Source organism: Nocardioides hwasunensis (genome assembly GCF_014779665.1).
Lineage (GTDB): Bacteria > Actinomycetota > Actinomycetes > Propionibacteriales > Nocardioidaceae > Nocardioides > Nocardioides hwasunensis.
The window spans coordinates 1-24,350 of sequence record NZ_JACXYY010000006.1 but is presented as its reverse complement, the minus strand read 5'-3'; the positions used below and the strand labels follow the sequence as shown (position 1 = coordinate 24,350).

Genomic DNA, 24,350 nt, shown 5'->3' with positions numbered 1-24,350 from the left:
CCATCGGCAACAGTTGTCAGTCCGAGACTGGGAGAGGGGCAGGTCTTGACGATAGCCGTCGCGTGAGGCGTACGACCCGCGAGGCTGCGCGAGACACGTGTCCGCGATGTTGCCCTGGATCCGGGCCAGAGAGGGCCACTTCTCGGACACGTGTCGCGACCGAGTTCGCCGATACTGGCCCGGTGGGAATCCGCAACTACCTCGTCGAAGGCGTCTCCTGCGCGGGCAAGACGACGGTGGCCACCGAGCTCGAGCGCCGGGGGCACCACGTCGTCCACGGCGACCGGGCGCTGGCCTACCAGGGCGACCCGGTCACCGGCGAGCCGCTTCCCGGCCACGTCCACGAGCACCACGTCTGGGACGTGGCCGAGGTCCGCCGGATCATTGCCGATCACAGCACCCCGGCGACGTACTTCTGCGGCGGGTCCCGGAACTTCGAGCGCTTCATCGACCTCTTCGACGAGGTCTTCGTGCTGGAGCTGGACGCAGCGACGCTGGCCGAGCGCCTCGCCGCCAGACCCGCCGACGAGTGGGGCGGCGACCCGGAGGAGGCGGCGATGGTGCTGCGGCTCCACGCGTCGCGCGAGGACATCCCTGCCGACGCCGTCCCGATCGACTCGACGCGGCCGCTCGCCGAGGTGGTCGACGAGATCGAGCGCAGCCGCTAGCGGCCGCCGGCCACCCGCAGCGTCGTGCCGGTGACGTAGGACGCCTCGTCGCACAGCAGCCACGCCACGGCGTTCGCCACCTCGTCCGGCAACCCGGCGCGACCGATCGGGACGAGCGGTCCGACCCGCTGGACACGTCCGGGCTCACCCGCGTCGGCGTGGATGGAGGTCTCGATGATGCCGGGCGCGACGCCGACCACGCGGACGCCGTCGCCCGCGACCTCCTGCGCGAGCCCGAGGGTCAGCGCGTCGACACCGGCCTTGGCGGCGGCGTACTGGACGTACTCCCCCGGCGAGCCGAGGGTCGCGGCGCCGGAGCTGATGTTGACCAGCACGCCGCCGGAGCCGCCGTACGAGCGCCCGAGTGCTTGGACCGCTGCCCGCGCCACCAGCAGCGCCGACGTGAGGTTGAGGTCCACCGTCGCGCGTACGACGTCGGACGGGGTGGCGGCGAGCGGGCCGAGGTGCAGCGTCGCGCCGGCGTTGTTGACCACGCCGGTCAGCTCGCCGGCTTCGGCGAAGAGCGCTTCGATCCCGGCGTCCGTGGTGAGGTCGCCACGGACCGTGGTGCACGAGACGTCGAGCTCACGACACGCGGACGCCGTACGAGAAGCCGCCGCGTCGTCGCGGGCGTAGCCGAGCACGAGGTCGTGGCCGTCCGCGGCTAGCCGCCGGGCGACCGCCGCGCCGATGCCGCGGGTGCCGCCGGTGACGAGGGTACGCATGAGAGGTGTCTACCTCACACGAAGGCGAAGTAGCGCAGGTAGACCCAGCCCCACGCGACGAGCAGGGTCATCACGGTCACCTGGATGCCGTACTTGGTGAAGCCCCAGAAGCTGATGGGCTCGCCGGCCTTGGCCGCGATGCCGAGCACCACGACGTTGGCGCCCGCCGCCACCGCGGTCGCGTTGCCGCCCAGGTCGGCGCCGAAGACGAAGGCCCACCACAGGGGGCTGTCGGCACCGGTGGCGGTGGTGCTGGCCACCATCTCCTCGACCACGGGCACGGTGGCCGTGGTGTAGGGGATGTTGTCGACGAAGGCACCGACCACACCCGAGCCGAAGAGCAGCGCGGTGGCGCCCAGCAGCTCGCGTCCGCCCATCGCCTCGGCCGCCCACTCGCTGATCGCGCCGATCACGCCGACCTGCACGAGTGCGCCGACGAGCACGAAGAGCGCCATGAAGAACGCGAGGGTGGCCCACTCCACCTCCTCGAGGAACTCCTCGGGCTCGGTGCGCGAGACCAGGACCATGGCGCCGGCACCCATCATCGCCACGACGGACGGGTCGAGGTGGAGGACGGCGTGCAGGGTGAAGGCGACCATCACCAGCAGCAGCACGACCAGGCAGCGGCGCAGCATCCGCACGTTGGTGATCGCGTCGGCCGGGCGCAGGTCGTCGAGGCCGTGCACGTCGCCCATCTGCTGGAGGTCCTTGCGGAAGAGCCAGCGTGCCATCACCACGAACAGCGCCAGCAAGATGACGGTCAGCGGCAGCGAGTGGACGAGGAAGTCGGTGAACGTCAGCCCGGCGCGGCTCGCGATGATGATGTTGGGCGGGTCGCCGATGAGCGTGGACATCCCACCGATGTTGGAGGCGAGGATGAGCGAGATCAGGTACGGCGCGGACGGCAGGCCGAGCCGGCGACAGACCGACAGCGTCACCGGAGCCACGAGCAGGACGCAGGTGACGTTGTCGAGGATCGGTGCCACTGCGGCCCCGACCAGCACCAGCAGGACGAGCAGCTTGTAGGGGTGTCCGCCCGACTTCCGCGCGGCCCAGAGCGCCAGGAACTCGAAGAGGCCGGTCTGCTTGAGCACGCCGACGATGATCATCATCCCGAACAGCAGGAAGATGACGTTCCAGTCGACACCGGTGTGCTCGTCGAAGAACGCCGTCTCGGCGTCGACCAGACCGATGACCACCATGCCGGCGACACCGCCCAGCGCGGCGGCGACCCGGTGGACGCGCTCGGTCGCGATGAGGGCGTACGCGACGATGAAGACCGCCAGGGCGGCCGAGGTGAGGATCACGCGATCCGCCTCCGCACGCCGAAGGCGCGGGCAGATCCGGAGTAGTCGTCCATGTTCTCGGCCCAGGTGGCGAGCCGGCCGTAGCGGCTCACCGAGCGCAGCCGCTCCTCGACGGTGGTGACCTGGCCGATCGCGGCCACGACGAGCACCTGGTCGCCGGTGCGCAGCACGCTGCGGGACTCGGGGACGATGACGTCCTTGCCGCGGGTCACGATGGCCACGCCCGAGCCCTCGGGGAGCCGCAGCTCGCCGATCTCGACGCCGGTCAGGCGCGAGCCGGGCTCGACCTCGAAGCGCAGCATCGTGGCGTCGAGCCGGTCGAGGCTCGCGAAGCCGATCGAGACCTTGTGCACGAAGCTGCCCTTCTCCTGCCAGCGGGGCTGACGTCCGCGACCGACGGCCAGGCCGACGGCGAAGCCGATCGCGGAGGCGAGCAGCGCGACCGAGACGGCGACCTGCAGGAGGTAGGGCGTCTCGCTCATGCGGCTCCTCCGGTCAGGCGCGCCTCGACCTCGGTCACGGCCAGGGCCGTGGCCTCGGTGCCGCAGGGCAGCCGGCGGGTCACCTGGGCCGGCCAGCGCTCCTCGAGGGACTCGAGCTCGTCGACGAGCGTGCGCACCTCGAGCTGCTGGACGGCCGAGCCCACCGTCTCCTCCGCGACGCGTACGACGGTCGTCGTGGGGACCCAGGGCGTGCCGGACTCCACCTCGTGGACCTCCAGGGTCAGGTCGGCCAGGGCGATCACGTCGACGCCGTCGCTCGTGCGCGCGCGCACGACCAGCGGGAGCACGCGGGCTCCGGTCGGCACCGACTCGAACGACTCGAGCACGGGCGCGCGCGGCACGAAGCCGAAGCGGCGCGAGCGCACGACCAGGCCCTGGCGGACCACCAGCACCATCTCGCCGGGACCGACCCGGCGTACGCACGCGAAGGTGGCCACCAGCAGGCCGGGGCCGATGATCACCAGCCACACGACCCACGCCGCACCGGTCGGGTCGACCGTCGTGTTCTCGTCAGGCGGCGGCATGGCTCAAGTCAACGGGTCGTGGGTCCACCAGAACATGGGTGCCTGACCCCATCTGGCCGGGATGGGAGGCTGGCCCCATGCCGCAGCCCGTGCGCCGTCCGCTCCACCTCCCGCTGTTCTGGACGATCTGTCTGATCAACGGCGTGGTGTTCGTGGTCGGCGTCCTGGTCCTGGTGCTCTCGCCCGCGAGCGTCTCCGCGGATCCCCTGCCCTCGGAGCTCGCCGTGATCGGGCTGGGGCTGGTGGTGATCCTGGCCATGAACGCTCTCCTGCTGCGCTGGGCGCTGGCTCCGCTGCACCGGCTGATCCAGCGGCTCGGCGACATCGAGCACCTCGAGCCGACCCGCCTGCCCGAGGAGGGGTCCGGCCCGGTCCGGGGCATGGCGCAGAGCGTCAACGGCCTGCTGACGCGCCTGGCCGAGGAGCGCCGCGACGGTGACGCACGGGCCCTCGCCGCGCAGGAGGCCGAGCGACACCGCATCGCGCAGGAGCTCCACGACGAGGTCGGGCAGAGCCTGACGGTGGTGCTGCTCGGGCTCAAGCAGGTCGAGCAGCGCGCGCCCGCCGACCTGGTCGAGGACCTGCGCGCCGTGCGGGAGAGCACCCGCGCCGGCCTCGACGACGTACGCCGGGTGGCGCGTCGGCTGCGCCCGGGCGTGCTGGAGGACCTCGGCCTGACCAGTGCCCTGGCCGCGCTCGCCACCGACTTCGCCGACCACAGCCCCGCGCCCGTGCGGCGCTCGTTCGCGCCCGGGCTGCCCGCCCTCAGCCCGGAGGCCGAGGTCGTCGTCTACCGCGTGGCCCAGGAGGCGCTGACCAACGCCGCCCGCCACGCCGACGCCCACGAGGTCGAGGTCTCGCTGCAGAGGGTGGGCGCGACCGTCGTCCTGGAGGTGCGCGACGACGGTCGCGGCTTCGCCGACCTGACGGAGGGATCGGGGCTGATGGGCATGCGCGAGCGCGCGGCGCTGGTGCGCGCCGAGCTGTCGGTGATCAGCCAGCCCCGCCACGGGACGACGGTGCGCCTCAAGGTCCCGGTCGACGTCGGCGCGGAGGTGGTCGCATGATCCGGATCCTGCTGGCCGACGACCACACGCTCGTGCGTCGTGGCGTCCGCCTGATCCTCGAGCAGGAGCCCGACCTGCGGGTCGTGGCCGAGGCCGCCGACGGCGTGGAGGCCGTGGAGCGCGTCCGCGACACCGAGGTCGACCTCGTCGTGCTCGACATCGCGATGCCGCGGATGACCGGGCTGCAGGCGGCCGGCGAGATCGCGCGACGCCGCAACCCGCCGCGGATCCTGATGCTCTCGATGCACGACAACGAGCAGTACTTCTTCGGTGCCCTCAAGGCCGGGGCCAGCGGCTACGTCCTCAAGTCGGTCGCCGACGAGGACCTCGTCGACGCCTGCCGCGCCGCGATGCGGGGCGAGACGTTCCTCTACCCCGGGGCGGAGAGCACGCTGGTGCGCGACTACCTCGACCGGCTCCGTCGCGGGGAGCGGGTGCCGGCCTCGGTGCTGACGGCGCGTGAGGACCAGGTCATCAAGCTCATCGCCGAGGGCCGGTCGTCGCGCGAGATCGCCAAGGAGCTGCACATCGCGCTCAAGACCGTCGAGGGCCACCGCGCCAACATCCTCGGCAAGCTCGGCATGCGCGACCGCGTCGAGCTGACGAGGTACGCCATCCGGGCCGGCCTGATCGAGCCCTGAGGCTCACCCGACCGGCGTGAGGGCGGAGGTCACCTCGACCACGTCCTCGCCGTACTCCTCGTCGACCCAGGCCTGGATCGAGCCGTCGTCGTGGATCACCGGCAGGTCGACGCGGTTGGAGATGGTCCCGAACTGCGGCGTCAGGTTGCCAGGCAGGTCTCGCAGCTCGTCGGCGACCTCGCGGAGCCGGGCGGAGGTGTTGTAGAGCTCGTAGACGCAGAGCGGGCCTCCCCAGACCTCGCGGACCGCGGCCTCGGCTCGCGCGAGGTCGTCGGTGACCCCGACGTTGAGGATCGTGTAGCGCGGGTCGTTCATCGCCTGCTCGAGCTCGAGCGTGTCCCGCTCGAGGTCGCCGTCCACCAGGCGCTGCCAGTCCGGCCAACGCGGGTTGATCGACTGGTCTGCCCAGATCAGGCCGTAGTCCGGCAGCTGCTCCGCAACACGGTTCGCATCCCCCTTCGCTCCGTTGGTCGTGGTGGCCGGATCGACCACGACCCAGCCGCCGTCGGGCTCGTCGCACGAGGTGACGAAGTCGTCGTCCTGCGTGCGGGGCCAGTCGTCGTCCGTGGCGGGCCGGGCCGCGGTCACGGTGAGCGTCGTGCCATCCCAGTCGCCGACGACCACGAAGCCACCCCAGCGCACGCCGCCGGCCGCGTCGGCCTCGGGATGGTCGGCCCACTCCCAGCCGGCGACGTCGGGGCCGTCGCACTGCGGAGGAGACGACTGCATGACCATGCCGAGGCACATCACCGGGCCCCCGCCCTCGTCGAGCACTGTCGTCACGGTGCGGACCGGACCGTCGGCGGGCAGCACGGCCGTGGGCGAGGACGCCGGCCTCGCCGGTCCTGCGCTGCTGTCGGCCCCACCGCAACCCGTCGCCCCGGCCGCGATCAGCAGCCCGAGCACCATCCCCCGGTTCATCCCGGAAGCATCGACGCACCGGCGGCGCCGGGCAACGGTCGTTGCCGGATCGTGACGGAGCGACGACCGCTCAGGGCAGGCTCCACCAGCCGACGGGTCAGGCCGTCGTGATCTCGTAGTGGATCATCCCCGAGCGCGTCGCGACGCGGTCGTAGAGCGCGCGTGCGGTCGCGTTGGACTCCGCGGTCAGCCAGTAGACCTTCGCCGACCCGTGCGCCTCGGCCCACTGGCGGACGTGATCCACCAGCGCGCCGCCGACCCCGGTGCGTCGCCCGTCGGGTGCGACGAAGAGGTCCTCGAGGTAGCAGTAGGTGGTCGTCGTCCACGTCGCGGCGTGGGTCAGCCAGTGGACGATGCCGACAGCTTCCCCATCGTCGTCGCGGGCGATCGCGCCGTGGATGCCCGAGCCCGGGTCGACGATCCGGGCGAACGTCGCCGCCGTCGTCTCCTCGGCGAGGGAAGCCTCGTAGAACGTCAGGTAGCCGTCCCAGAGGGTGCCCCACTCGGCACGGTCGTCGGGCGTGACGGGAGCGATGGAGACCACGCCACGGATCCTATCCGTCGGACCGCTCGCCACCGCTCCGCCCGAGCAGGGCGGACAGGACCTGCGTGCCGACGGGCAGCCCGTGGTCGTCGTAGTAGTCGAACATCGTCGACAGCCAGGGGTGCGTCTTCGGGTCCGGGACCCGCCGCACCTCCACGCCGGCCTCGTCGGCCAGCTCGCGCACCGTGGCGACGCGTGTCGCCAGCTCGTACGTCGCGCCCGTGTGGCCGGGCTGCGTGAGCACCACGGCCGCGGCCCGGCCGAGGTCGGCGAGGTCGAGGAAGCCGAACTGCGCGTCGGGCGAGTAGGGGACGTCGAGGGGACCGGAGAGGTCGAGGTTCTGCAGGTAGGCGCCCGGCTGCAGGATCGTCCAGTCGAGACCGCTGCGCCGGAGCAGGTCCTCGCTCACGGCCTTGCCCAGGTGGTGCGGCATCGCGGGGGCGTAGGGCGAGGCGACCGAGTGGTAGACGACCCGTCGCACGCCGCCGTCGCTGAGGGCTGCGAGCGCCTCGGCGACGTGGGCCGGCTCGTCGGGGTGCAGGTTGGGTGCGATGACGTAGGCCGCCTCGCAGCCGGCGACGGCCGCCGCCAGGTCGGACCAGTCGGCCCGACCCAGCGGCAGCGCGTCCACGTTCCTCGCGGCCAGCGCGGCACACACCGCGCGGCCGGTCTTGCCGTGCCCGCCGAGGACTGCGACTCGCACCAGGGCGCTCAGATCCGGTCGACGTCGGCGAACGCCGCGCCGTCGGCGAGGGAGGAGTAGCCCGGACCGCGGTCGAAGAACGCGTCGTCGTCGCGGCTCCAGGCCGCACGGCCACCCCGCTCGGCGACGGTCGCGTCAGCGTCGAAGCCGAGGTCGCCGGCGTCGGTCGAGCCGGTGAGCACGACGCCGTAGTCGCGCAGCGCCGCCTCGGCCGAGACCTTGCCCCAGACCACGTCGCGCACGACCGACTCGGGCTCGCGGGCCAGCGGGTCGCCCCAGCCGCCGCCACCCGTCGTACGGATGCGCACGAGCTGGCCGGCCTTGATCTCCTCGGCGTCGGCGAGGGCGTCGACCTCGCGCTCGTCGGGGCCACCGGGGTCGATGACGACCTGGAACGGCATGCCGGCCTTGCCGCCGCGCACGCCCCAGCAGGCCAGGATCGAGCGGTCGGCGATGGACATGAAGTGCGCGTCCTTGAGCATCCGGATGTGCTTCTCGTAGCCGAGGCCGCCGCGGAACTCCCCCGCCCCGCCGGAGTCCTGGGCCAGGCCCAGGCGCTCGACGATGAACGGGAAGCGCGACTCGGTGAACTCGGTCGGCAGGTTGCGCGAGTCCGGCACGACGTGGATGGTGTCCTCGCCGTCGGCGTAGTAGCGACCGCCGGAGCCGCCGCCGAGCACCTCGCGCATGAGGTAGTCGTTGCCCTCGAGGTCCTTGCCGTAGACGCCGGTGTAGCGGATCGTCTCCTGGTCGGCGGGCATCTTGCCGTCGACGGCCTTGGCCACCACGCCGGCGAGCACGCCGAGCAGGCGCAGGATGACGAAGGTGCGCGCGTTGGTCGGACCGGGGTGGATCGGCGTGAGCAGCGTGCCCTTCTCGGGGAAGCGCATCTCGATCAGCGGCACGATGCCCTCGTTGACGTCGAGCTCGGCCATCCGCTCCGGCGTGTCGGCGAGGTTGCGCAGGATCGGCGCGAGCCACTTCTTGAGGAAGTTGCCGCCCACGTAGTCGCCGCAGTGGTTGATCGGCCCCTTGGCCTGCGCGCTCGTGCCGGTGAAGTCGATGATCAGGCGCGGGCCGGCGGGGCGACCCATCTCCGGGTCCGCCGGTGCGTCGCTGACCTTGGTCAGGGTGATCCGCTGGGTGTGCAGCTGCGGCTCGTCGACGCCGTCGTGCTCGGCGTAGTCCTCCCAGACATAGGTGCCGTCGGGGATCTTGGAGAGGATCTCGCGACGGTAGGTCTCGGTGGTCGCGTCGAGGATCGCGTCGAAGGACGTCTCGATCGCCTCGCGGCCGTAGCGCTCGAAGAGCTCACCGAGCCGGCGCGCGCCCATCAGGCAGGCCGAGCACTCGGCGTCGAGGTCGGCAGCCAGGCTGTCGGGCATCCGGGAGTTGCGGGTCATGATCCGCAGCGCCGACCTGTTGGGTACGCCGGCGTCCCAGAGCTTGATCGGCGGGACGGCCAGGCCCTCCTCGTAGACGGTGGTCGCGTTGCTGGGCATGGAGCCCGGCACCGCACCGCCGATGTCGTCGTGGTGGCCGAAGGCCTGCACGAAGGCGACGACCTCGCCCTCGTGGAAGACCGGAACGGTGACGCAGAGGTCGGGCAGGTGGCCGATGCCGCCCTCCGACTCGTAGACGTCGTTGTGGAAGAAGACGTCGCCCTCGCGCATCTCCTCGATCGGGAAGTCGCGCACGATCGGGTGCACCAGCGCGCTGTAGGAGCGACCGGTGAGCTTGCGGAGCTCGCGGTCGTGGATCCCGGCGCGGAAGTCGTGGGCGTCGCGGATCATCGGCGAGCGACTGGTGCGACCGATCGCGGTCTCCACCTCCATCTCGACGCTGGCCAGGGTGCCCTGGACGATCTCGACGAGGATCGGGTCGACGCTCGAGCCCTCGGCCGTGAGGCGGCCGCCGTGGGAGTAGGCGGTCGGCAGCCCGGCCGGGTTGACCGGCCTGGCGGTGACGTAGGCGGGGTCGACCGTGGTGTCGAAGGTGCTGCTCATCGGGCGCTCTCCTGGTTGCTCGACCTGCGGATCACGAGGTTGGCCCAGTCGTCGACGACGACCTCGAAGCCGGGGTGGACGGGGATGGTGGAGCCGAACTCCTCCACGATCGCGGGACCGCTGAACGTGTCGCCCGCGCCGAGGTCGGTGCGCCAGACGACCGGGGTGTCGACGTAGCCCTGCTCCGGGTCGAAGCAGACCTCGCGGCGCCCGCGGACCGCGCGGTCCAGCGCGTCGCCGTCGGCCTTGTCCAGCGTCGGGATCTCCGGACGGGTGATCGGGCCGATGCCGGTGACGCGGAGGTTGACCCACTCGACCTGCTGATCGCGGTCACCGCGGAAGTCGTAGCCGTAGAGCTGACGGTGCTCGGCGTGGAAGGTCTCGGCCACCTGCTCGACGTACGCCGCGTCGACGACGCCCTCGGGCGCGGCGACGCGCACCTCGTAGGCCTGACCGACGTAGCGGACGTCGATCGTGCGCTGGAACTGGTGGTCGGCGGCGGCGAAGCCCTCCTTGTCGAGCGCCTCGCGGGCCCGGTCGGTGAGGGAGTCGAGGATCGACTGCACGGCCGCGTGGTCGAGCGCCGACTCCTTCGCGACGTGGGTCTGGACGTAGTCGTTCTTCACGTCGACGGTCAGCAGGCCGAAGGCGCTGACGTTGCCCGGGTTGGGGGGTACGACGACACCTGCCAGGTCGAGGATGTCGACGAGCCGGCAGGCCAGCAGCGAGCCGGAGCCGCCGAACGTCGTCAGCATGAAGTCACGGACGTCGAGGCCGCGCTTGACGCTGACCTGGCGCAGGGCGTTGGCCTGGTTCCACGCGGAGATCTCGAGGATGCCGGTGGCGCACCGCTCGAAGTCGAGGCCGAGCTGGTCGGCGAGGTCGGAGATGCCCTTCCGGGCCGCCTCCACGTCGAGCGGGATCTCGCCGCCGAGCAGGTGGGGAGGGATCCGGCCGAGGGAGACGTGCGCGTCGGTGATGGTCGGCTGGGTGCCGCCCTTGCCGTAGCAGAGCGGGCCGGGATCGGCGCCGGCCGAGTGCGGGCCGACCTTGAGCGTGCCCTCGGGCGAGAGCCAGGCGATCGAGCCGCCGCCGGCTCCGACGGTGACGACGTCGATCATCGGGATCTTGCTGGGGTAGGCACCGACGGTGCCCTCGGTGGTGAGGGTCGGCTCGCCGTCGAGGACGACGGACACGTCGGTCGACGTGCCTCCGCCGTCGCAGGTGAGGATCTTCGGGAAGCCCGCGACCTTGGCGATCAGCGCGGCACCGAGGGCACCGGCCGCCGGGCCGGACAGCACGGTGGTGATGGGCTGGTGCACGACCTCGTCGGCCGACAGCACGCCGCCGTTGGACTTCATCACGTAGAACGGGATCTCGCTGCCGGTGAAGTTCACCAGCCGCTCGGAGATGTTGGTGACGTAGCGGCTGACGTTGGGCTTCACGGCCGCGTCGACCAGCGTGGTCATCGAGCGCTCGTACTCGCGGTACTCGCGCAGCACCTCGCTCGAGATGGAGACGATCGCCTCGGGGTGCTCGCGGCGCAGGATCTCGCGCAGCCGCAGCTCGTGCTCGTCGTTGGCGTAGGCGTGGAGCAGGCACACGGCGATCGTGGTGATGCCCTGGTCCTTGAACCAGCGGGCGGTCGCGACCGCGCCCTCCTCGTCGAAGGGGCGGATCTCGGCGCCGGTGAAGTCGAGCCGGCCGCCGACGGTGCGCACGCGGTCGGCGGGCACGATCCGGTCGGGCTTGACCCAGAAGTAGGAGTTGCCGTAGCCGTCGGGCACCGACTGGCGGGCGATCTCGAGCATGAACTCGTAGCCCTCGGTGGTGATGAAGCCCAGCGCCTCGACCTTGCCCTCGAGGAGCTTGTTGGTGGCCACCGTGGTGCCGTGCGAGACGGCGGTGATGTCGCCGCCCTCACCGCCGACGATGCCGAGGATCTTCTCGATGCCCGAGATGAATCCGTCGGCCGGGTTGCCCGGTGTGCTGGGGGTCTTGGTCGTGACCAGCTCCCCCGACTCCTCGTCGAAGGCGACCACATCGGTGAACGTGCCACCGGTGTCGATGCCGATCCTGATCCGCCGCTGGGGTCGCTCTGGCGTCCGCTCCGTCATGAGGACGATTCAACTGCGCGGACGTGGCAGGGGCCACGGCAGAGATTGCCGACGAAACACCCATCTGTCGGCAATAACTGTCGTGCCCCGGACAAGGGTGAAGGGCCCTTGGCGGTATGAGCGCCAAGGGCCCTTCGGTTGACCGGTGGTGGTGATGCTCCCGGTCGATCGCTCCCTCTGTCCGGTCCCAGTCACCTCATCACCCGGTGCCTGCGGTGCTTCCCCAGCGGACTGGTTCTGCGCCGTGCGGACCCTCCTTCCGGAGCCATCCCGCCTCCCCTTGCGGGGCTGCGTAGGGAGAGTTCTACGCCTGCCAGCACGCCTCGCACAAGGGTTTCGCCAGCGGATTCGACACCTCTTTTCAGCCACGGCGTGTCGTCCCCAGAACGGGTCGCTCTATCCCCAGGCCAGGGCAGTTCTGCACAGGCTCGTGCACAGCTTCCTGCACAGGCCGGTCGGCCGGCCGCCCCGTCAGCCGGCGATGTAGGCGTCGGTCATCGAGCCGTCCGGCTCGACGTCGAGGAGGATCACGTGGCCCCAGAACAGGTCGCCGTCGGCGTAGTAGGGCGTGGTCGACCCATCGGCCGCGACACCGAGGTCGATGAGTCGGATCCGCCGGACGAACGTCTCGGCGGTCACCGGCTCGTCACCGCGGTCGTCCGCGTCGGCCTGCTGGCGCCAGTCCTCGGCCAGGTCGACGAGGGTGCTCGCGGCGTACGCCCGCCAGCGCGCGTCGGTGCCGGTCGCGTCGGCGGCGTACGCGATCAGCCGGGCCAGGGCGCTCGTGCAGGTCTCGCCGCCTTCGTCCGAGTCGACATCGACGTCGAGGCTGACGCGCACCCGACCGCCGGGCCAGTCCACCACGCCGACGAAGTGCCCGAACGACCGCTCGAGGGTGAAGTCGCCGAGGTCGGTCGACAGCACGACCGGCTGCAGCCAGCGCGCGAGCCGCTCGTCGAGCGCGGGGACGTGCACGTCGCGCTCGACCACCTCGACGAGCGCGAAGTGGCCCGACAGGTCGGGCACCGGCTGGCCCCACCTCGCGTACTCGGCGGGGTCGGGGTCCGCCCGCCGGACGCGGACGACGTACTGGGTGTGCGCCTGGAGGTCGTGGATCCATCCCCCACGCTGGTCGTCGGTGGCGAGCCACGACAGCCGGCCCTCGTCGGTCACCACGCCGCCGCGTTCGTCGACGAACGCGATGACGTCCGCCGACGGCGTCCACAGCGCGGCGTCGCCCGCCTTGCCCGCGCCACCGACCGTCGTGCCTGTGAGCACGGTGATCTCGACGACCTCAGCCGCGTGCCGACGGTCGAACGCCGCGCGCTCCTCCTGCTCGCCCATGGGGCGGAGCCTACGGAGCGAGGAGCTGCTCGAGCGCCGCGGCCACCTCGAGCAGCTGCCGGTCCGCGCCGTGCCGGGCGACCAGCTGCACGCCGACGGGCAGGCCCTCGGGCGTGGTGCCGGCCGGGACGGAGATGGCCGGGCAGCCGGTGACGCTGATGAAGTAGGCCGAGCGCATCCAGGCGAGGTAGTCGGGCATCTCCTCGCCGTTGATGGTCTCGGGGAACTCGTGCTCCACCGGGAACGGCGGCACCTGCGAGGTCGGCAGCAGCAGCACGTCGGCGTCGGCGAAGAAGAGCCGCATCGTCTCGGACAGGGCCGTGCGCTGGCGGTAGCCGCGGGCCACGTCGGCGCCGGTGAGCGGCTCGCCGGCACGGATGTTGGCCTCCAGCGACGGCTTGAACGACGTCGGGTGCTCGGCGAGCAGCGCGCCGAGCTTGGCCTGGAAGTGCCACGCCCGCAAGGTGCGGAAGGTGTCGTCGGCCAGCGAGAGGTCGGGGTGGGACTCGGTCACGGCGGCACCGGCGTCGGAGAGCCGCGCCGCCGTCGCGCGTACGACGTCCGCGACGCGGTGGTCGACCGCGAAGGCCCCGCCGAGGTCGACGCTCGTCGCGATCCGGAGCCCGGCCAGCGGGGCCGGCGCCACCGGCGGGGCGAACCTCGCCCCGGCATCGCCGAGCGCGTGCGGGGCGCGCGGGTCGGGCCCGGCGATGACGGACAGCAGCAGGGCGAGGTCACCGACGTTGCGGGCCATCGGTCCGCCGACCGAGGTGGTCTCCCACTGGTTGTAGAGCGGCCACTCGGGCACCCGGCCGAGCGACGGACGCATCCCGACCACGCCGCAGAACGACGCCGGGTTGCGCAGGGAGCCACCCATGTCGGAGCCGTCTGCCAGCGGCACCATGCCGGTGGCGAGCGCGCACGCCGCTCCCCCGCTGGACCCCCCGGCCGAGCGGCTGGGGTCGACGGGGTTGCGCGTCACGCCGAAGACGGTGTTGAAGGTGTGCGAGCCGGAGGCGAACTCCGGCACGTTGGTCTTGCCGACGAAGACCACGCCGGCACCGCGGACCCGCTCGACGAGCAGCTCGTCGTGGTCCGCGACCGCGTCGGCGAACAGCGGGGAGCCGTAGGTCGTGCGCCAGCCGTCGAGCGCGTGGGTGTCCTTCACCGCGAAGGGCAGGCCGTGCAGCGGACCGGTCTCCTCGCCCGAGGCCTGTGCCTGGTCGGCGACGGCCGCGGCCGCACGGGCACGCTCCTCGTCGAGGGACACGATGGCGTTGAGCTCGGGGTTGCGCTCCTCGATCCGGTCGAGGTGCAGCTCGAGCAGCTCGCGCGCCGAGATCTCGCCGGCGCGCACGGCGCCCGCCTGGTCACGCGCGGTGCTGTCGACCGAGAGGTCGGTCACCGGCGGCGTCCGAACAGCCCACCGACCACGACACCGAGCACCACGAGCCCCGCGCCGACGGCCACGCCGGTGAGGAACTCCTGGTGCGAGCCCGAGCCCGAGCCCGCAGAGGACTTCGCCGGCGCGGTGAAGACCTGTCCCGCGGCCGGAGCCTCGGCAGCACCGGTCGAGGAGAGCGCGCTCACCCCCGTGCTCGGGGCCTGGGTCGCCGGTGCCGGGGCGCCGCCGCCCGCGATCGCCGAGTCGACGTTGCCGAAGAACTCGCCGGCCATCCGTCGCGAGACGCTGGTGAGCATCCGCTGCCCGACGCCGCCGATCATGCCGCCGACGACCGCGTCGGCGTCGTACGACACCCGCGTCGAGTCGCCCTCGGGCGTGAAGCGGACGTTGACCGTCGCGCCGATGGTGCCGGGCGCGCCCGCGCCGTCGAGCTTCATCACCAGCGACTCGTGCTCGACGAGGTCGGTGAGCAGGCAGGAGCCGGCGTAGGTCCCCTTGATCGACGCGACGCCCGCGGTGACGGTCATGGCGTAGGCGTTCTCGCCGGTCGCCTCGAGCCGCTCGCAGCCGGGGATGGTGCGGACCAGGACGGCCGGGTCGAGCAGCGCGTCCCACGCCTGGGCGACGGGGGCGGCCAGCGTGTTCTCGCCGGTGAACTTCATGTGTGGGTCTCCTTCTGGCTCGATATCTGGGGACGTCCTGGTAGGTCGGACGTGGTGTCGACCTACCGGTCCGTCCCTAGGTACCAGTGGGTGCGGGGGCTGCAGCAGCAGTGGGCGTGGCCTCGGGCGCGTGCGCGAGACGCAGGTCGAACAGCTCGGACGGCGAGATGGGCATCGCGGTGATGGGGAAGCCCTCCGCGTCCTCGATGGCGGCGGCGAAGACGGCGGCCGACGGGATCACGCCTGCCTCGCCCGCGCCCTTGATGCCGAGCGGGTTGAGCGGTGACGGGGTCTCGAGGTGGTCGATGTCGATCGTGGTCGGGACCTCGGTGACGTAGGGCATCAGGAAGTCCATGAACGAGGCGTTGAGCAGCTGCCCCGACTCGTCGTAGGCCATCCGCTCGTAGAGCGCTCCACCGACACCCTGCGCGACGCCGCCGTGGATCTGGCCCTCGACGATCATGGGATTGATCAGGTGACCGCAGTCGTGGACCACGGCGTACTTGAGGATCGTGATCTCTGCGGTGTCGGGGTCGGTCTCCACGATCACGGCGTGCATGCCGTTGGCGAACGTCGAGCGCTCGGGCGAGTAGAAGTCCTTGCCCTCGAGCCCGGGCTCGTCGTCCTCGTCGACCGGCGGCTTGCCGGGGTCGCCGACGGAGAACTGGGTGGCGGCCTTCGACGCCTCGTCGAAGGCGTAGCGCAAGGGGTTCGAGAGGACGGCGACGGTGCCGAGGTCGATCGAGGCATCGGTGCCCTTCACCGAGACGACGCCGTCCTTGATCTCGAGGTCGTCCTCGGCCGCCTCCAGCGCCTCCGCCGCGATCCGCAGCGCCTTCTCCTTGGCGCGCAGTGCGGCCAGGTGGATCGCCGAGCCGCTCATCACAGCCGCGCGGGACGCGAAGGTGCCCACCGCGTACGGCATCTTGCGGGTGTCTCCGGTGGTGATCTCGACGTTCTCGAAGCGCACGCCGAGGGTGTCGGCGACGATCTGCGCGAACGCCGTCTGGTGGCCCTGACCCTGGGTGGTGAGCCCAGTGGCGACCTTGACCTTGCCGGAGGTCTCGATGTGCACGTGGGCACCCTCGTAGGGACCGACGCCGGTGCCCTCGACGTAGCAGGCCAGGCCGATGCCGACCCGCCTGCCCTGGGAGGCCATCTCGGCGCGGAAGTCCTCGAACTCGTCCCAGCCGACCAGCTCCTTGAGCTTGGCGAGGGAGGCCGGGTAGTCGCCGGAGTCGTAGGTCAGCTCGCGGCCGTCCTGGAAGATCAGGCCGTGCTCGTAGGGGAACTCGTCGGGCTGGATGAAGTTGGTGCTGCGCACCTCGGTGCGGTCCTTGCCGAGGTAGGCCGCGATCGCGTCCATCGTCCGCTCCATCACGAAGCAGCCCTGCGGCCGTCCGGCACCGCGGTAGGGCGTGACGATGACCGTGTTGGTGTAGAGCGACTCGAAGGAGACCCGGTAGTTGAGCGGCTTGTAGGGGCCGAGCAGCTGGGTCGAGGTGATGATCGGGACGATCAGCCCGTACGGCGTGTAGGCGCCGTGGTCGTGCCAGAACTCGACGTTGAGTCCGAGCAGCCGGCCGTCGTCGTCGAAGCCGACCTCGACGTGGTGCTGCTGCGCGCGCTCGTGCGCCGAGGAGATGAAGTGCTCGCGACGGTCCTCGGTGAACTTCACCGGCCGGCCCAGCGTCATCGCCGCCAGCGGGACGAGCAGCTCCTCGGGCCACGGGTGGTTGATCTTCACGCCGAAGCCGCCGCCGACGTCGGGGGTGATCACGTCGACCTTCGCGAGGTCGAGGCCGAGCTTGGCGGCCACGCAGCCGCGCACACCGGTGCTGGTCTGCGTCGAGCTCCACACCGTGAGGCGGCTCGTGTCGGGGTCCCACCGGGCGACGGTGCCGCGGCCCTCCATGGGCGTACAGGCCGAGCGCTCGATGTCGAGCTCGAGCGTGATGGTGTGCGGGGCGTCGGCGATCGCGGCACGGGCGTCGCCGTTCTCCTGCGTCATCCGGGCACCGACGTTGTCGGGCACGTCGTCGTGCACCGTGCGCTGCGCGGCGCGGGCGGCGGGGATGCCGACGACGGGCTCGAGGTACTCGTAGTCGACGCGGATCCGCGAGACGGCGTCCTCGGCGACGTAGCGGTCGACGGCGACGACGAAGGCGATCGCCTCGCCGACGTAGTTGACCTCGTCCCTGGCCAGCGCGTACTGGGTGCGGCCGTGGGTGAGCGCCGGGTGCGGGATCAGCAGCGGGAGTGGCTCGGCCATCGGGCCGGTGAGGTCGTCCCACGTCCAGACGGCCACCACGCCCTCGAGGTCGAGCACGTCGGAGACGTCGATGTCGAGGATCCGGGCGTGGGCGTGCGGCGAGCGCAGCACCGCGGAGTGCAGCAGCCGCGGGTCGTCGGTGAGCAGGTCGTCGACGTAGCGACCCTGGCCGCGCAGGAAGCGCTGGTCCTCGACGCGCGCCACCTTCGTGCCGAACAGCTTGGTCGTCATGCCGACTCCCCCCGCTCGCGCTCGATCTCGGCCGCGCGGAGCACGGACTTGACGATGTTCTGGTAGCCCGTGCAACGGCAGAGGTTGCCGGCGATCATCTCGCGCGCCTCCTCCTCGGTCGGGTCGGGGTTGTCGCGCAGCCCGGCGGTGATCGTGGTCAGGAACCCCGGCGTGCAGAAGCCGCACTGGAGACCGTGGCAGTCGGAGAACCCCTGCTGCACCGGGCTCAACCGTCCCTGCGCGGAGCCGTCGGACTCGGTGAGCCCCTCGACCGTGGTGATCTCCGCGTCGACCGCGGACACCGCGAACATCAGGCAGGCGCGCATCGGCGAGCCGTCGACCAGGATCGTGCAGGCGCCGCAGACGCCGTGCTCGCAACCGACGTGGGTGCCGGTGAGGCCGAGGTCGTGGCGGAGCGCGTCGGAGAGCAGGCGCCGCGCGGGCACCCGCACCTCGTGGACGGTGCCGTTGACGTGCAGCCGGACGTCGTGGAGCTCCTCTGTCTGGCTTGTCATGAGTCCATCCTCTGTCGGGCCCTCTCACGGGCGTGGTCGGTCGCGGCCGCGAGCACCTTCGGCACCAGCACCTTGACCAGGTGGGCGCGGTAGGCGGCGGTCGCGTGGATGTCGTCGGCCGGGTCGAGCTCGGCGAGCGCCGCGGCTGCGGGATCACCTGCGGTGTCCTGGACGGCGTCGGTCACGTCGACGACGACCGGCACGTCGCTGACCGAGACGAAGCCGATGCGGGCACTCGCCACGGCGTCACCGTCGAGCTGCACGTGGGCGGCGACCCCGACCAGGGCGTAGTCGCCATGTCGGCGGGCGATCTCCTGGAACCCGACCCCCGCACCGGCGGCGAGCGCCGGGAAGAACGCCCCGACCGCGAGCTCGTCGTGGGCCAGCGTCGACTCGAGCGGACCGGCGAACAGCTCGGCGGCCGGGATCGTACGACGACCACGCACCGACGCGACGTCGACCGATCCCTCCAGCAGCCGCAGCACCATCGGCATCTCGGCTGCGGCGTCGGCGTGCACGATCGAGCCGACAGTGGTGCCACGGTTGCGGATCGTGGGGTGCGCCACGTGGGACAGCGCCATCGCGAGCAGCGGCTGCACCTCGGCGGCCTCGCTCGACGCGAGCACCTCGGCGTGGCGGGCGAGCGCCCCGATGCGGACACCGGACTCGTCCACCTGGACCGAGCCGAGGTCGGGCAGGGCGTTGATGTCGATGAGCATCGCCGGTGCGGCCAGGCGCATGGACAGCAGCGGGACCAGGGACTGGCCGCCGGCCAGCACCTTCGCCCCCTGCTCCCCGGCGAGTGCTGTGAGGGCTTCGTCGAGGGTGGACGGACGCAGGTAGGCGAAAGGTGCTGGCTTCACGGAACTACTTGGCCTCGCCCTCGGTCTTGTGTGCGCCCTCGTCACCGACGGCGAGGATCGCGCCCTCGTCGTCCAGACCGGCAGCGCCGGCCACGGCCTTGGCGAGGTGGTAGCCGAGCACGATGATCAGCGTGCCCATGGCGATGCCGCCCAGGGGGAAGTCGGAGGTGATGTTGAAGAAGGCGTTGTCGGCCAGGCCGATGCCCATCGTGAGTCCTGCAGCCACCGGGACGAGGTTGGCAGGGTTGGCAAAATTCACCTTGTTCTCGACCCAGATCTTGGCGCCGAGCAGGCCGATCATCCCGTAGAGCACGAGCGTGATGCCGCCGAGCACGCCACTGGGCGTGGTGGCCACGAGGGCGCCGAACTTCGGCACGAAGCCGAACAGGATCGCCACGACGGCCGCGACGAAGTAGGCGGCCGTGGAGTAGACCCGGGTGGCGGCCATGACGCCGATGTTCTCGGCGTACGTCGTGGTGGGCGAGCCACCGACGAAGGACGCGAGCGTGGTGCCGACACCGTCGGCGGCGACCGCGCGACCCATGTAGGGGTCGAGGTCGGTGCCGGTCATGCCCGAGACCGCCTTGACGTGGCCCATGTTCTCGGCGACCAGCGCGATGACGGCCGGGATCGCCAGCAGGGTGAAGGTGATCGAGAGGTTGGGCAGGTGCCAACCGACCTCGGCGAGGTTGTTGGCGCCGCCGAACGGGCTCTGGTTGCCCACGAGGCCGTCGACGGTGTGCGGCGGGAAGCCGAACCAGTCGGCGGACTTGACGCCGCTCCAGTCGACGCGCTTGCCCTCGACGCCCCCGACGCCGATGGCGTCGAAGACGAGCGAGACGACGAAGCCGAAGATGAGGCCGAGGAAGATCGCGATGCGACCGAAGAAGCCGCGGAGGCCGACAGCCATCAGGATCACCGCGAACATGGTGATCAGCGCGACCCACCGGTCGGCCGGCATGTAGATGCCGGTGGCGACGCGGGCGAGGTTGAAGCCGATCAGCATGACCACCGCGCCGGTGACGACCGGGGGCAGGAGGTTGTTGACGAAGCCGGGGCCGGCGAAGTGGATGGCGACACCCACCAGCGCCAGCACGATGCCGGACACCATGATCGCGCCGGTGACGTCGGCCGGGCCGCCGCCCTGGGCGTAGATCGCCGAGGCGCCGCCGACGAAAGCGGCGCTGGTGCCGAGGTAGCTGGGCACCTTGCCCTTGACGATCAGCAGGAAGCAGATCGTCGCGATGCCGCTCATCATGATCGCGAGGTTGGCGTTGAGGCCCATCACGATCGGGAAGACGAAGGTGGCGCCGAACATGGCGACCACGTGCTGGGCGCCGAGCCCGACCGTCTTGCCCCACGCCAGCCGCTGGTGCGGGGCTACGGCCTCTCCGGGTCCGGGATCGACCACGTCCCACTTGAACATCGACATCGCTGGCCTCCAGATTCGCAGGGGTGTGTACCCGAGAATCCACAAACTAGTGCGCCACATCACACACCCTCACTGGCGACATCTGCCGAAGGAACGCCGAGGTCGATGACAAGTTCTTCGGCGGGTCCACCAGTCGCCGTTATCTCGGTGCATGGCGACGCCTCTCACCGTCGAGGACTGGCCGCCGGCGCCGGTCCGCACCGCCCGCCTCGTCCTCCGGGCGCCGCAGGCACGCGACCGCGCGACGTTCGTCGACCTGGGGTCCGACGCCGAGGTCGACCGCCACCTCGGCGGCCCGCGCGAGCGCGATGTGCTCGAAGCGGAGCTGCCCGAGGTGCCGGCCGATCGTCCGGCCCAGTTCGTCGTCGAGCACGACGGAGTCCTCGTGGGCTGGATCGGTCTGAGCCGTCTCGAGCCGGACCGACCCGGACGGCTCCGCGCCGTCGACGACACCGACGTGGCACCTCTCGAGCTCAGCTGTGTCACGCCGGTCAGGGCGTGAGGTCACGGGTACGCCACCGAGTCCTGCGCCGCGCCACGGCCGACGACGTACCCGCGCAGCAGCACATCGCCGAGGCGGCGTACTCCCCCTACGTCGCCCGCATGGGCGGCCTGCGCCCCGGCCCGATGGAGACCGACCACGCCGGCGCCGTCGAGGACTCCGAGGCGTGGGTGGCGCTCGAGGACGGCGCGCCGTGCCGCCCTCGCACCACGGCCACGGCCGCACCCTGCTCGACCTGGCCGAGCACGGGTTCACGCGCGTGTTCTACGAGAAGCGTCTTGAGCCTGCCGCCCCGGCCCGCCTGACCCGCCGGTTGAGCAGCGAGCGCCTGCGCCGCCGGTTGGGCAGCGAGCGCCAGCGAGCGTGTCGAAACCAAGGCCGCCGCCCGCCCACCCACCGTTGGTCGAGGACGCCGCGCAGCGACCGTGACGAGACCTCTCAACCCGCTGGACGCGCGACCATGACCCAGACCGGCGGCCCCGCACCGTCACCATCGACCACGCCGTCGAGCCGCTCGACGATCACGAAGCCGTGCCGCTCGTAGAGCCGTACGTTGCTCGGCTGGGAGGTCTCGAGCATCACCGTGCTGCCCGCCAGGTCGGCGAGGCCGGCACGCAGGAGGGCGCTGCCCCGGCCGCTCCCCTGCGCAGCCGGCAGGACGCCCATGGTGGCGAGCGTCCACTCAGCGGCCGGCCGACGGCCGGCCATCCGTTCCTCGTGGGCCGCCAGCCGCGCGACCCGGTCACCGTGGGCGGCCAGGATGCGCTCGGTCTGCTCGGGTGACGGATCGGCCAGGTCCGCCGGCACGAAGACGGCCACCGCGTCGAGCTCGTCGCTCACCCAGATCCGCCCGCCGTGTCGCGTGGCGTGATCGAGGTAGATCGCCTGCAGCGCCGCGAGCCGGCCGATGTGGTCGTCGTCCGGGATCGTCCAGCGCGTCCACGGGTGGTCGGCGAAGGCGTCGCGCAGCACCTCCCCGAGGCGCGGGAGCTCACCCGTCCCGGCCCGCCTGACGTGGACCGGCAACGGCACGGAGGTGTCGGAGGAGGTCACGGCACCCCACCCTATGAAGGGCCGGGTGCGGCAGCTGTCACGAGGCCGCCGCAGGTGAGCCGCCGGTTGAGCAGCGCGCGCCAGCCCGCCGCCGGTTGAGCGACGAGCGCCGCTCCGGTCCGCCGGTTGAGCAGCGAGCGCCAGCGAGCGTGTCGAAAGCAAGGCCCCAGAACCGGGTTCTGTCAGCGTGCACCTGTTCGAAAATACTTCTCCACGGATGAGTCCGGGCAGGTCAGAGTGTCGGTGGTCTCTGGGATGATGGACGCATGTCCACCGCCGCTCCGGCTCCGTCGCACACGGATCCTCGTGTCGCGTCGGACCGCGCTGTGTCAGACCGCGCCGTGTTGGACAGGGCGGCTGCGGCGATCGCCGCCCGCCGTCGTGCTGAGGTCGACATCCTCGGCTCCGCGCTCGCGTGGGCCCACGCCCACATCGCCGCACCCGACACCGACCCCGAGTCGGTGGCGGGTTGGCGGGCCGACTCCCCAGCCGCTCCCGGTTCGAAGGCCGCGTTGTTCGGGGAGCAGGCGATCCCGATCGCTGGGCCCGGCACCCCGCTGGTCGCGGAGTTCGCGGTCCACGAGCTCGCGGCCGCACTCGACCTCTCCCACGAGGCCACGTTGGCGTTGCTCGGTGACGTCCTCGACCTCGCCCACCGCCTCCCACGCCTGTGGGCACTGGTAAGGCAGCTACGCGTCCCGGTGCGGCTCGGCCGCGAAGCAGCCCGCGAGTCCCGCGACCTCGACCCGGCCGCAGCCGGACACGCCGACCGGCTCCTGACCTGGCAGCCCCACCGGTTGAACCCCCACCGGGTCGGAGTCCTGGTCCACGAAGCCCGCCTCTACGCCGACCCCGACCGCGCGATCGCCGACCACGACGCAGCCCTCGCCGCACGACGCGTCGACGTGGACCACGACCGCGGTGCACCCGGGGTCAGCGAGGTGTACATGAGCCTCGACACCGCTGATGCCCTCGCGTTCGACCACACCGTGTCCACGATGGCCACCACCATGCGGGTCCTCGGCCACCCCGGTGACCTCGACGTACGCCGCGCCCACGCCGTCGGAGTCCTCGCCAACCCCCAGGCCACGCTCGACCTCCTCACCGCGACCGACCTCTCCGACCCCGACCGGACACTGGATCCCGACCACGACCCAGCCGTGGTGGTCGCCGAAGACGTCGCACACTCCACCGCGAACCCGTTCCGCCACCCAAGCAAGACGGGGAGCGAGAAGATCAACGCCCACTCGGGTGGGGTGGTCCTCGAGTTCCGGATCACCGACCGCGACTTGCTTGACGACAGGCGTGGTGTCGCTGTCTCGCCAAAGCTCGGACCCGTCCTCCTCGGCCGCCTCCGCACCTGGCTGCTGGCAGCCGGCACCGTGACGATCAACCCCGTCGTCGACCTCGACCCACGAGCCCACCCGCCCGTCGATGAGCACGACCCACCCGCCCGGATGGCCGCCATGGTCCGCCACCGCGACCCCACCTGCGTCTACCCCGCCTGCACCAGACCCTCCACCCAAGCCGACCTCGACCACATCGACGAGTACATCCCCCTCGACCAAGGCGGACCACCCGGCCAAACCCGCCCCGCGAACCTCGCACCCCTGTGCCGCCGACACCACCGCGCCAAGACCTTCGGACACTTCACCTACCGCCGCCTGCCCGGCGGCGCCTACAAGTGGACCCTCCCCACCGGACGGACCACCACCACCGAGGCACCCACACCCAGACCCGAACCACCACCGGGCCCAGCACCATCACCACCAGCACCGCGCGGCCACCACCGACGAACCTGAACCGCCCCGGGATGTCCGGAGAGCTGATTCGTTGGAAGGATCACTCTCATGGCACGTCCCTCGAAGTACCCGCCCGAGTTGCGTGAGCGCGCGGTGCGGATGGTGTTGGAGTCGCGTGCGGACTATCCGCACGAGGCGGCTGCGATCAGGTCGATCGCTGCGAAGCTCGGGATCACCTCGACCGAGTCGGTGCGCAAGTGGGTCCGGCAGGCCGAGATCGACGGTGGTGTCCGGGCCGGGAAGACCAGCGAGGAGCTGGCTGAGATCAAGTCGCTGAAGCGGGAGAACGCCGAGCTGCGGCGGGCGAACGAGATCTTGAAGAGCGCCTCGGCTTTCTTCGCGGCGGAGCTCGACCGCCCCAACAGGTATTGATCGATTTCATCGACACCCACAAGGCCGACTACGGGGTCGAGCCGATCTGTCGTGTGCTCGCTGAGCATGGGATCAAGATCGCCCCGTCGACCTACTACGAGGCTAGGTCCAGGCGTCTTTCGCGACGTGCTCGGCGTGACGCCGAGATCGTGGCGGTGATCGCGGCCGAGC

23 protein-coding genes, 1 pseudogene and 1 other annotated feature are annotated in these 24,350 nt (G+C 71.4%); of the genes and pseudogenes, 7 read left to right on the top strand and 17 right to left on the bottom strand.

Translation table 11 applies throughout. The annotated features are described in order from the left end of the window. Positions 1-182 precede the first annotated feature (182 nt). On the top strand, positions 183-668 hold the full coding sequence (locus tag IEZ25_RS14585; RefSeq protein WP_191200196.1) for an AAA family ATPase: 486 nt from the start codon (positions 183-185) through the stop codon (positions 666-668). Here the strand turns inward: IEZ25_RS14585 and IEZ25_RS14580 are convergent. The 4 genes from IEZ25_RS14580 to IEZ25_RS14565 are packed head-to-tail and all read right to left on the bottom strand — an operon-like array spanning position 665 to position 3,727. Continuing rightward, a complete protein-coding gene (locus IEZ25_RS14580) occupies positions 665-1,393 on the bottom strand; it encodes an SDR family oxidoreductase (protein WP_191200195.1) in 729 nt (242 codons plus the stop codon). The two genes, IEZ25_RS14585 and IEZ25_RS14580, sit on opposite strands and share 4 nt — an antisense overlap. A 14-nt stretch (positions 1,394-1,407) precedes the next feature. After that, positions 1,408-2,700, bottom strand: a complete 1,293-nt coding sequence (locus IEZ25_RS14575; RefSeq protein ID WP_318152248.1) for an ArsB/NhaD family transporter — start codon at positions 2,698-2,700, stop codon at positions 1,408-1,410. Next, the gene (locus IEZ25_RS14570) at positions 2,697-3,182 is read right to left on the bottom strand and encodes a TrkA C-terminal domain-containing protein (protein ID WP_191200194.1); all 486 of its coding nucleotides are present in this window, start codon (positions 3,180-3,182) and stop codon (positions 2,697-2,699) included. Before IEZ25_RS14570 ends, IEZ25_RS14575 begins: the two co-directional genes overlap by 4 nt. After that, positions 3,179-3,727, bottom strand: a complete 549-nt coding sequence (locus tag IEZ25_RS14565) for an SPFH domain-containing protein (protein ID WP_191200193.1) — start codon at positions 3,725-3,727, stop codon at positions 3,179-3,181. The genes IEZ25_RS14570 and IEZ25_RS14565 overlap by 4 nt, the downstream gene beginning before the upstream one ends. A 77-nt stretch (positions 3,728-3,804) precedes the next feature. Here IEZ25_RS14565 and IEZ25_RS14560 point away from each other — a divergent pair, with 77 nt between their 5' ends. Further along, positions 3,805-4,794: a sensor histidine kinase gene (locus IEZ25_RS14560; protein WP_191200192.1), complete on the top strand. Its 990-nt coding sequence runs from the start codon at positions 3,805-3,807 to the stop codon at positions 4,792-4,794. After that, a complete protein-coding gene (locus tag IEZ25_RS14555; RefSeq protein ID WP_191200191.1) occupies positions 4,791-5,435 on the top strand; it encodes a response regulator in 645 nt (214 codons plus the stop codon). Before IEZ25_RS14560 ends, IEZ25_RS14555 begins: the two co-directional genes overlap by 4 nt. Before the next feature lie 3 nt (positions 5,436-5,438). On the opposite strand, the gene IEZ25_RS14550 is transcribed toward IEZ25_RS14555, so the two are convergent. The 12 genes from IEZ25_RS14550 to IEZ25_RS14495 form a co-directional block, all read right to left on the bottom strand. Continuing rightward, entirely contained in the window at positions 5,439-6,356 is a 918-nt protein-coding gene (locus IEZ25_RS14550) for a hypothetical protein (RefSeq protein WP_191200190.1), read from the bottom strand. A gap of 97 nt (positions 6,357-6,453) precedes the next feature. Continuing rightward, positions 6,454-6,900 (bottom strand): GNAT family N-acetyltransferase, encoded by a 447-nt coding sequence (locus IEZ25_RS14545; RefSeq protein ID WP_191200189.1) that lies wholly within the window; start codon positions 6,898-6,900, stop codon positions 6,454-6,456. A gap of 10 nt (positions 6,901-6,910) precedes the next feature. Further along, positions 6,911-7,603: an SDR family oxidoreductase gene (locus IEZ25_RS14540; protein WP_318152247.1), complete on the bottom strand. Its 693-nt coding sequence runs from the start codon at positions 7,601-7,603 to the stop codon at positions 6,911-6,913. A gap of 8 nt (positions 7,604-7,611) precedes the next feature. Next, complete coding sequence (locus IEZ25_RS14535; RefSeq protein WP_191200188.1) at positions 7,612-9,609, bottom strand: hydantoinase B/oxoprolinase family protein; 1,998 nt, start codon at positions 9,607-9,609, stop codon at positions 7,612-7,614. Continuing rightward, entirely contained in the window at positions 9,606-11,726 is a 2,121-nt protein-coding gene (locus IEZ25_RS14530) for a hydantoinase/oxoprolinase family protein (RefSeq protein WP_191200187.1), read from the bottom strand. Before IEZ25_RS14530 ends, IEZ25_RS14535 begins: the two co-directional genes overlap by 4 nt. A gap of 471 nt (positions 11,727-12,197) precedes the next feature. Continuing rightward, a complete protein-coding gene (locus IEZ25_RS14525) occupies positions 12,198-13,070 on the bottom strand; it encodes a DUF2262 domain-containing protein (protein ID WP_191200186.1) in 873 nt (290 codons plus the stop codon). A gap of 10 nt (positions 13,071-13,080) precedes the next feature. Next, positions 13,081-14,475: an amidase gene (locus tag IEZ25_RS14520; protein WP_191200185.1), complete on the bottom strand. Its 1,395-nt coding sequence runs from the start codon at positions 14,473-14,475 to the stop codon at positions 13,081-13,083. Beyond that, positions 14,472-15,137: an SRPBCC family protein gene (locus IEZ25_RS14515; protein WP_191200184.1), complete on the bottom strand. Its 666-nt coding sequence runs from the start codon at positions 15,135-15,137 to the stop codon at positions 14,472-14,474. Before IEZ25_RS14515 ends, IEZ25_RS14520 begins: the two co-directional genes overlap by 4 nt. A 76-nt stretch (positions 15,138-15,213) precedes the next feature. After that, the gene (gene cutA / locus IEZ25_RS14510) at positions 15,214-17,640 is read right to left on the bottom strand and encodes an aerobic carbon-monoxide dehydrogenase large subunit (protein WP_191200183.1); all 2,427 of its coding nucleotides are present in this window, start codon (positions 17,638-17,640) and stop codon (positions 15,214-15,216) included. Further along, entirely contained in the window at positions 17,637-18,155 is a 519-nt protein-coding gene (locus tag IEZ25_RS14505; protein ID WP_191200182.1) for a (2Fe-2S)-binding protein, read from the bottom strand. Before IEZ25_RS14505 ends, cutA begins: the two co-directional genes overlap by 4 nt. Next, the gene (locus IEZ25_RS14500) at positions 18,152-19,018 is read right to left on the bottom strand and encodes an FAD binding domain-containing protein (RefSeq protein WP_191200181.1); all 867 of its coding nucleotides are present in this window, start codon (positions 19,016-19,018) and stop codon (positions 18,152-18,154) included. The genes IEZ25_RS14505 and IEZ25_RS14500 overlap by 4 nt, the downstream gene beginning before the upstream one ends. Before the next feature lie 4 nt (positions 19,019-19,022). Next, positions 19,023-20,450, bottom strand: a complete 1,428-nt coding sequence (locus IEZ25_RS14495) for a uracil-xanthine permease family protein (RefSeq protein ID WP_191200180.1) — start codon at positions 20,448-20,450, stop codon at positions 19,023-19,025. A gap of 151 nt (positions 20,451-20,601) precedes the next feature. On the opposite strand from IEZ25_RS14495, the gene IEZ25_RS14490 reads away from it, so the two are divergent. Beyond that, positions 20,602-20,952, top strand: coding sequence for a GNAT family N-acetyltransferase (locus tag IEZ25_RS14490; RefSeq protein WP_191200179.1), 351 nt, complete (start codon positions 20,602-20,604; stop codon positions 20,950-20,952). Continuing rightward, on the top strand, positions 20,949-21,257 hold the full coding sequence (locus IEZ25_RS14485) for a hypothetical protein (RefSeq protein ID WP_191200178.1): 309 nt from the start codon (positions 20,949-20,951) through the stop codon (positions 21,255-21,257). The genes IEZ25_RS14490 and IEZ25_RS14485 overlap by 4 nt, the downstream gene beginning before the upstream one ends. Before the next feature lie 133 nt (positions 21,258-21,390). Here IEZ25_RS14485 and IEZ25_RS22310 read toward each other — a convergent pair whose 3' ends face one another. Further along, entirely contained in the window at positions 21,391-22,005 is a 615-nt protein-coding gene (locus IEZ25_RS22310) for a GNAT family N-acetyltransferase (RefSeq protein ID WP_191200177.1), read from the bottom strand. Between the two features lie 341 nt (positions 22,006-22,346). Between IEZ25_RS22310 and IEZ25_RS14475 the strand changes: the two genes are divergently transcribed. Together IEZ25_RS14475 and IEZ25_RS14470 are read left to right on the top strand one after the other, a co-directional pair. Further along, complete coding sequence (locus IEZ25_RS14475) at positions 22,347-23,807, top strand: HNH endonuclease signature motif containing protein (protein WP_191200176.1); 1,461 nt, start codon at positions 22,347-22,349, stop codon at positions 23,805-23,807. 48 nt (positions 23,808-23,855) lie between these two features. Then, positions 23,856-24,350: pseudogene (locus tag IEZ25_RS14470) on the top strand (transposase); the annotation flags it as partial. Further along, positions 24,137-24,265, top strand: a sequence feature (AL1L pseudoknot). Its footprint overlaps the pseudogene before it by 129 nt.

What these genes read in the sequence shown, in the direction of transcription:
- IEZ25_RS14490 (WP_191200179.1), top strand. Translation starts at nt 20,602, where the DNA reads ATGGCGACGCCTCTCACCGTCGAGGACTGGCCGCCGGCGCCGGTCCGC.
- IEZ25_RS14560 (WP_191200192.1), top strand. Translation starts at nt 3,805, where the DNA reads ATGCCGCAGCCCGTGCGCCGTCCGCTCCACCTCCCGCTGTTCTGGACG.
- IEZ25_RS14495 (WP_191200180.1), bottom strand. Translation starts at nt 20,450, where the DNA reads ATGTCGATGTTCAAGTGGGACGTGGTCGATCCCGGACCCGGAGAGGCC.
- IEZ25_RS14525 (WP_191200186.1), bottom strand. Translation starts at nt 13,070, where the DNA reads ATGGGCGAGCAGGAGGAGCGCGCGGCGTTCGACCGTCGGCACGCGGCT.
- IEZ25_RS14515 (WP_191200184.1), bottom strand. Translation starts at nt 15,137, where the DNA reads ATGAAGTTCACCGGCGAGAACACGCTGGCCGCCCCCGTCGCCCAGGCG.
- IEZ25_RS14505 (WP_191200182.1), bottom strand. Translation starts at nt 18,155, where the DNA reads ATGACAAGCCAGACAGAGGAGCTCCACGACGTCCGGCTGCACGTCAAC.
- IEZ25_RS14530 (WP_191200187.1), bottom strand. Translation starts at nt 11,726, where the DNA reads ATGACGGAGCGGACGCCAGAGCGACCCCAGCGGCGGATCAGGATCGGC.
- IEZ25_RS14570 (WP_191200194.1), bottom strand. Translation starts at nt 3,182, where the DNA reads ATGAGCGAGACGCCCTACCTCCTGCAGGTCGCCGTCTCGGTCGCGCTG.
- IEZ25_RS14580 (WP_191200195.1), bottom strand. Translation starts at nt 1,393, where the DNA reads ATGCGTACCCTCGTCACCGGCGGCACCCGCGGCATCGGCGCGGCGGTC.
- cutA (WP_191200183.1), bottom strand. Translation starts at nt 17,640, where the DNA reads ATGACGACCAAGCTGTTCGGCACGAAGGTGGCGCGCGTCGAGGACCAG.
- IEZ25_RS14555 (WP_191200191.1), top strand. Translation starts at nt 4,791, where the DNA reads ATGATCCGGATCCTGCTGGCCGACGACCACACGCTCGTGCGTCGTGGC.
- IEZ25_RS14565 (WP_191200193.1), bottom strand. Translation starts at nt 3,727, where the DNA reads ATGCCGCCGCCTGACGAGAACACGACGGTCGACCCGACCGGTGCGGCG.
- IEZ25_RS14550 (WP_191200190.1), bottom strand. Translation starts at nt 6,356, where the DNA reads ATGAACCGGGGGATGGTGCTCGGGCTGCTGATCGCGGCCGGGGCGACG.
- IEZ25_RS14535 (WP_191200188.1), bottom strand. Translation starts at nt 9,609, where the DNA reads ATGAGCAGCACCTTCGACACCACGGTCGACCCCGCCTACGTCACCGCC.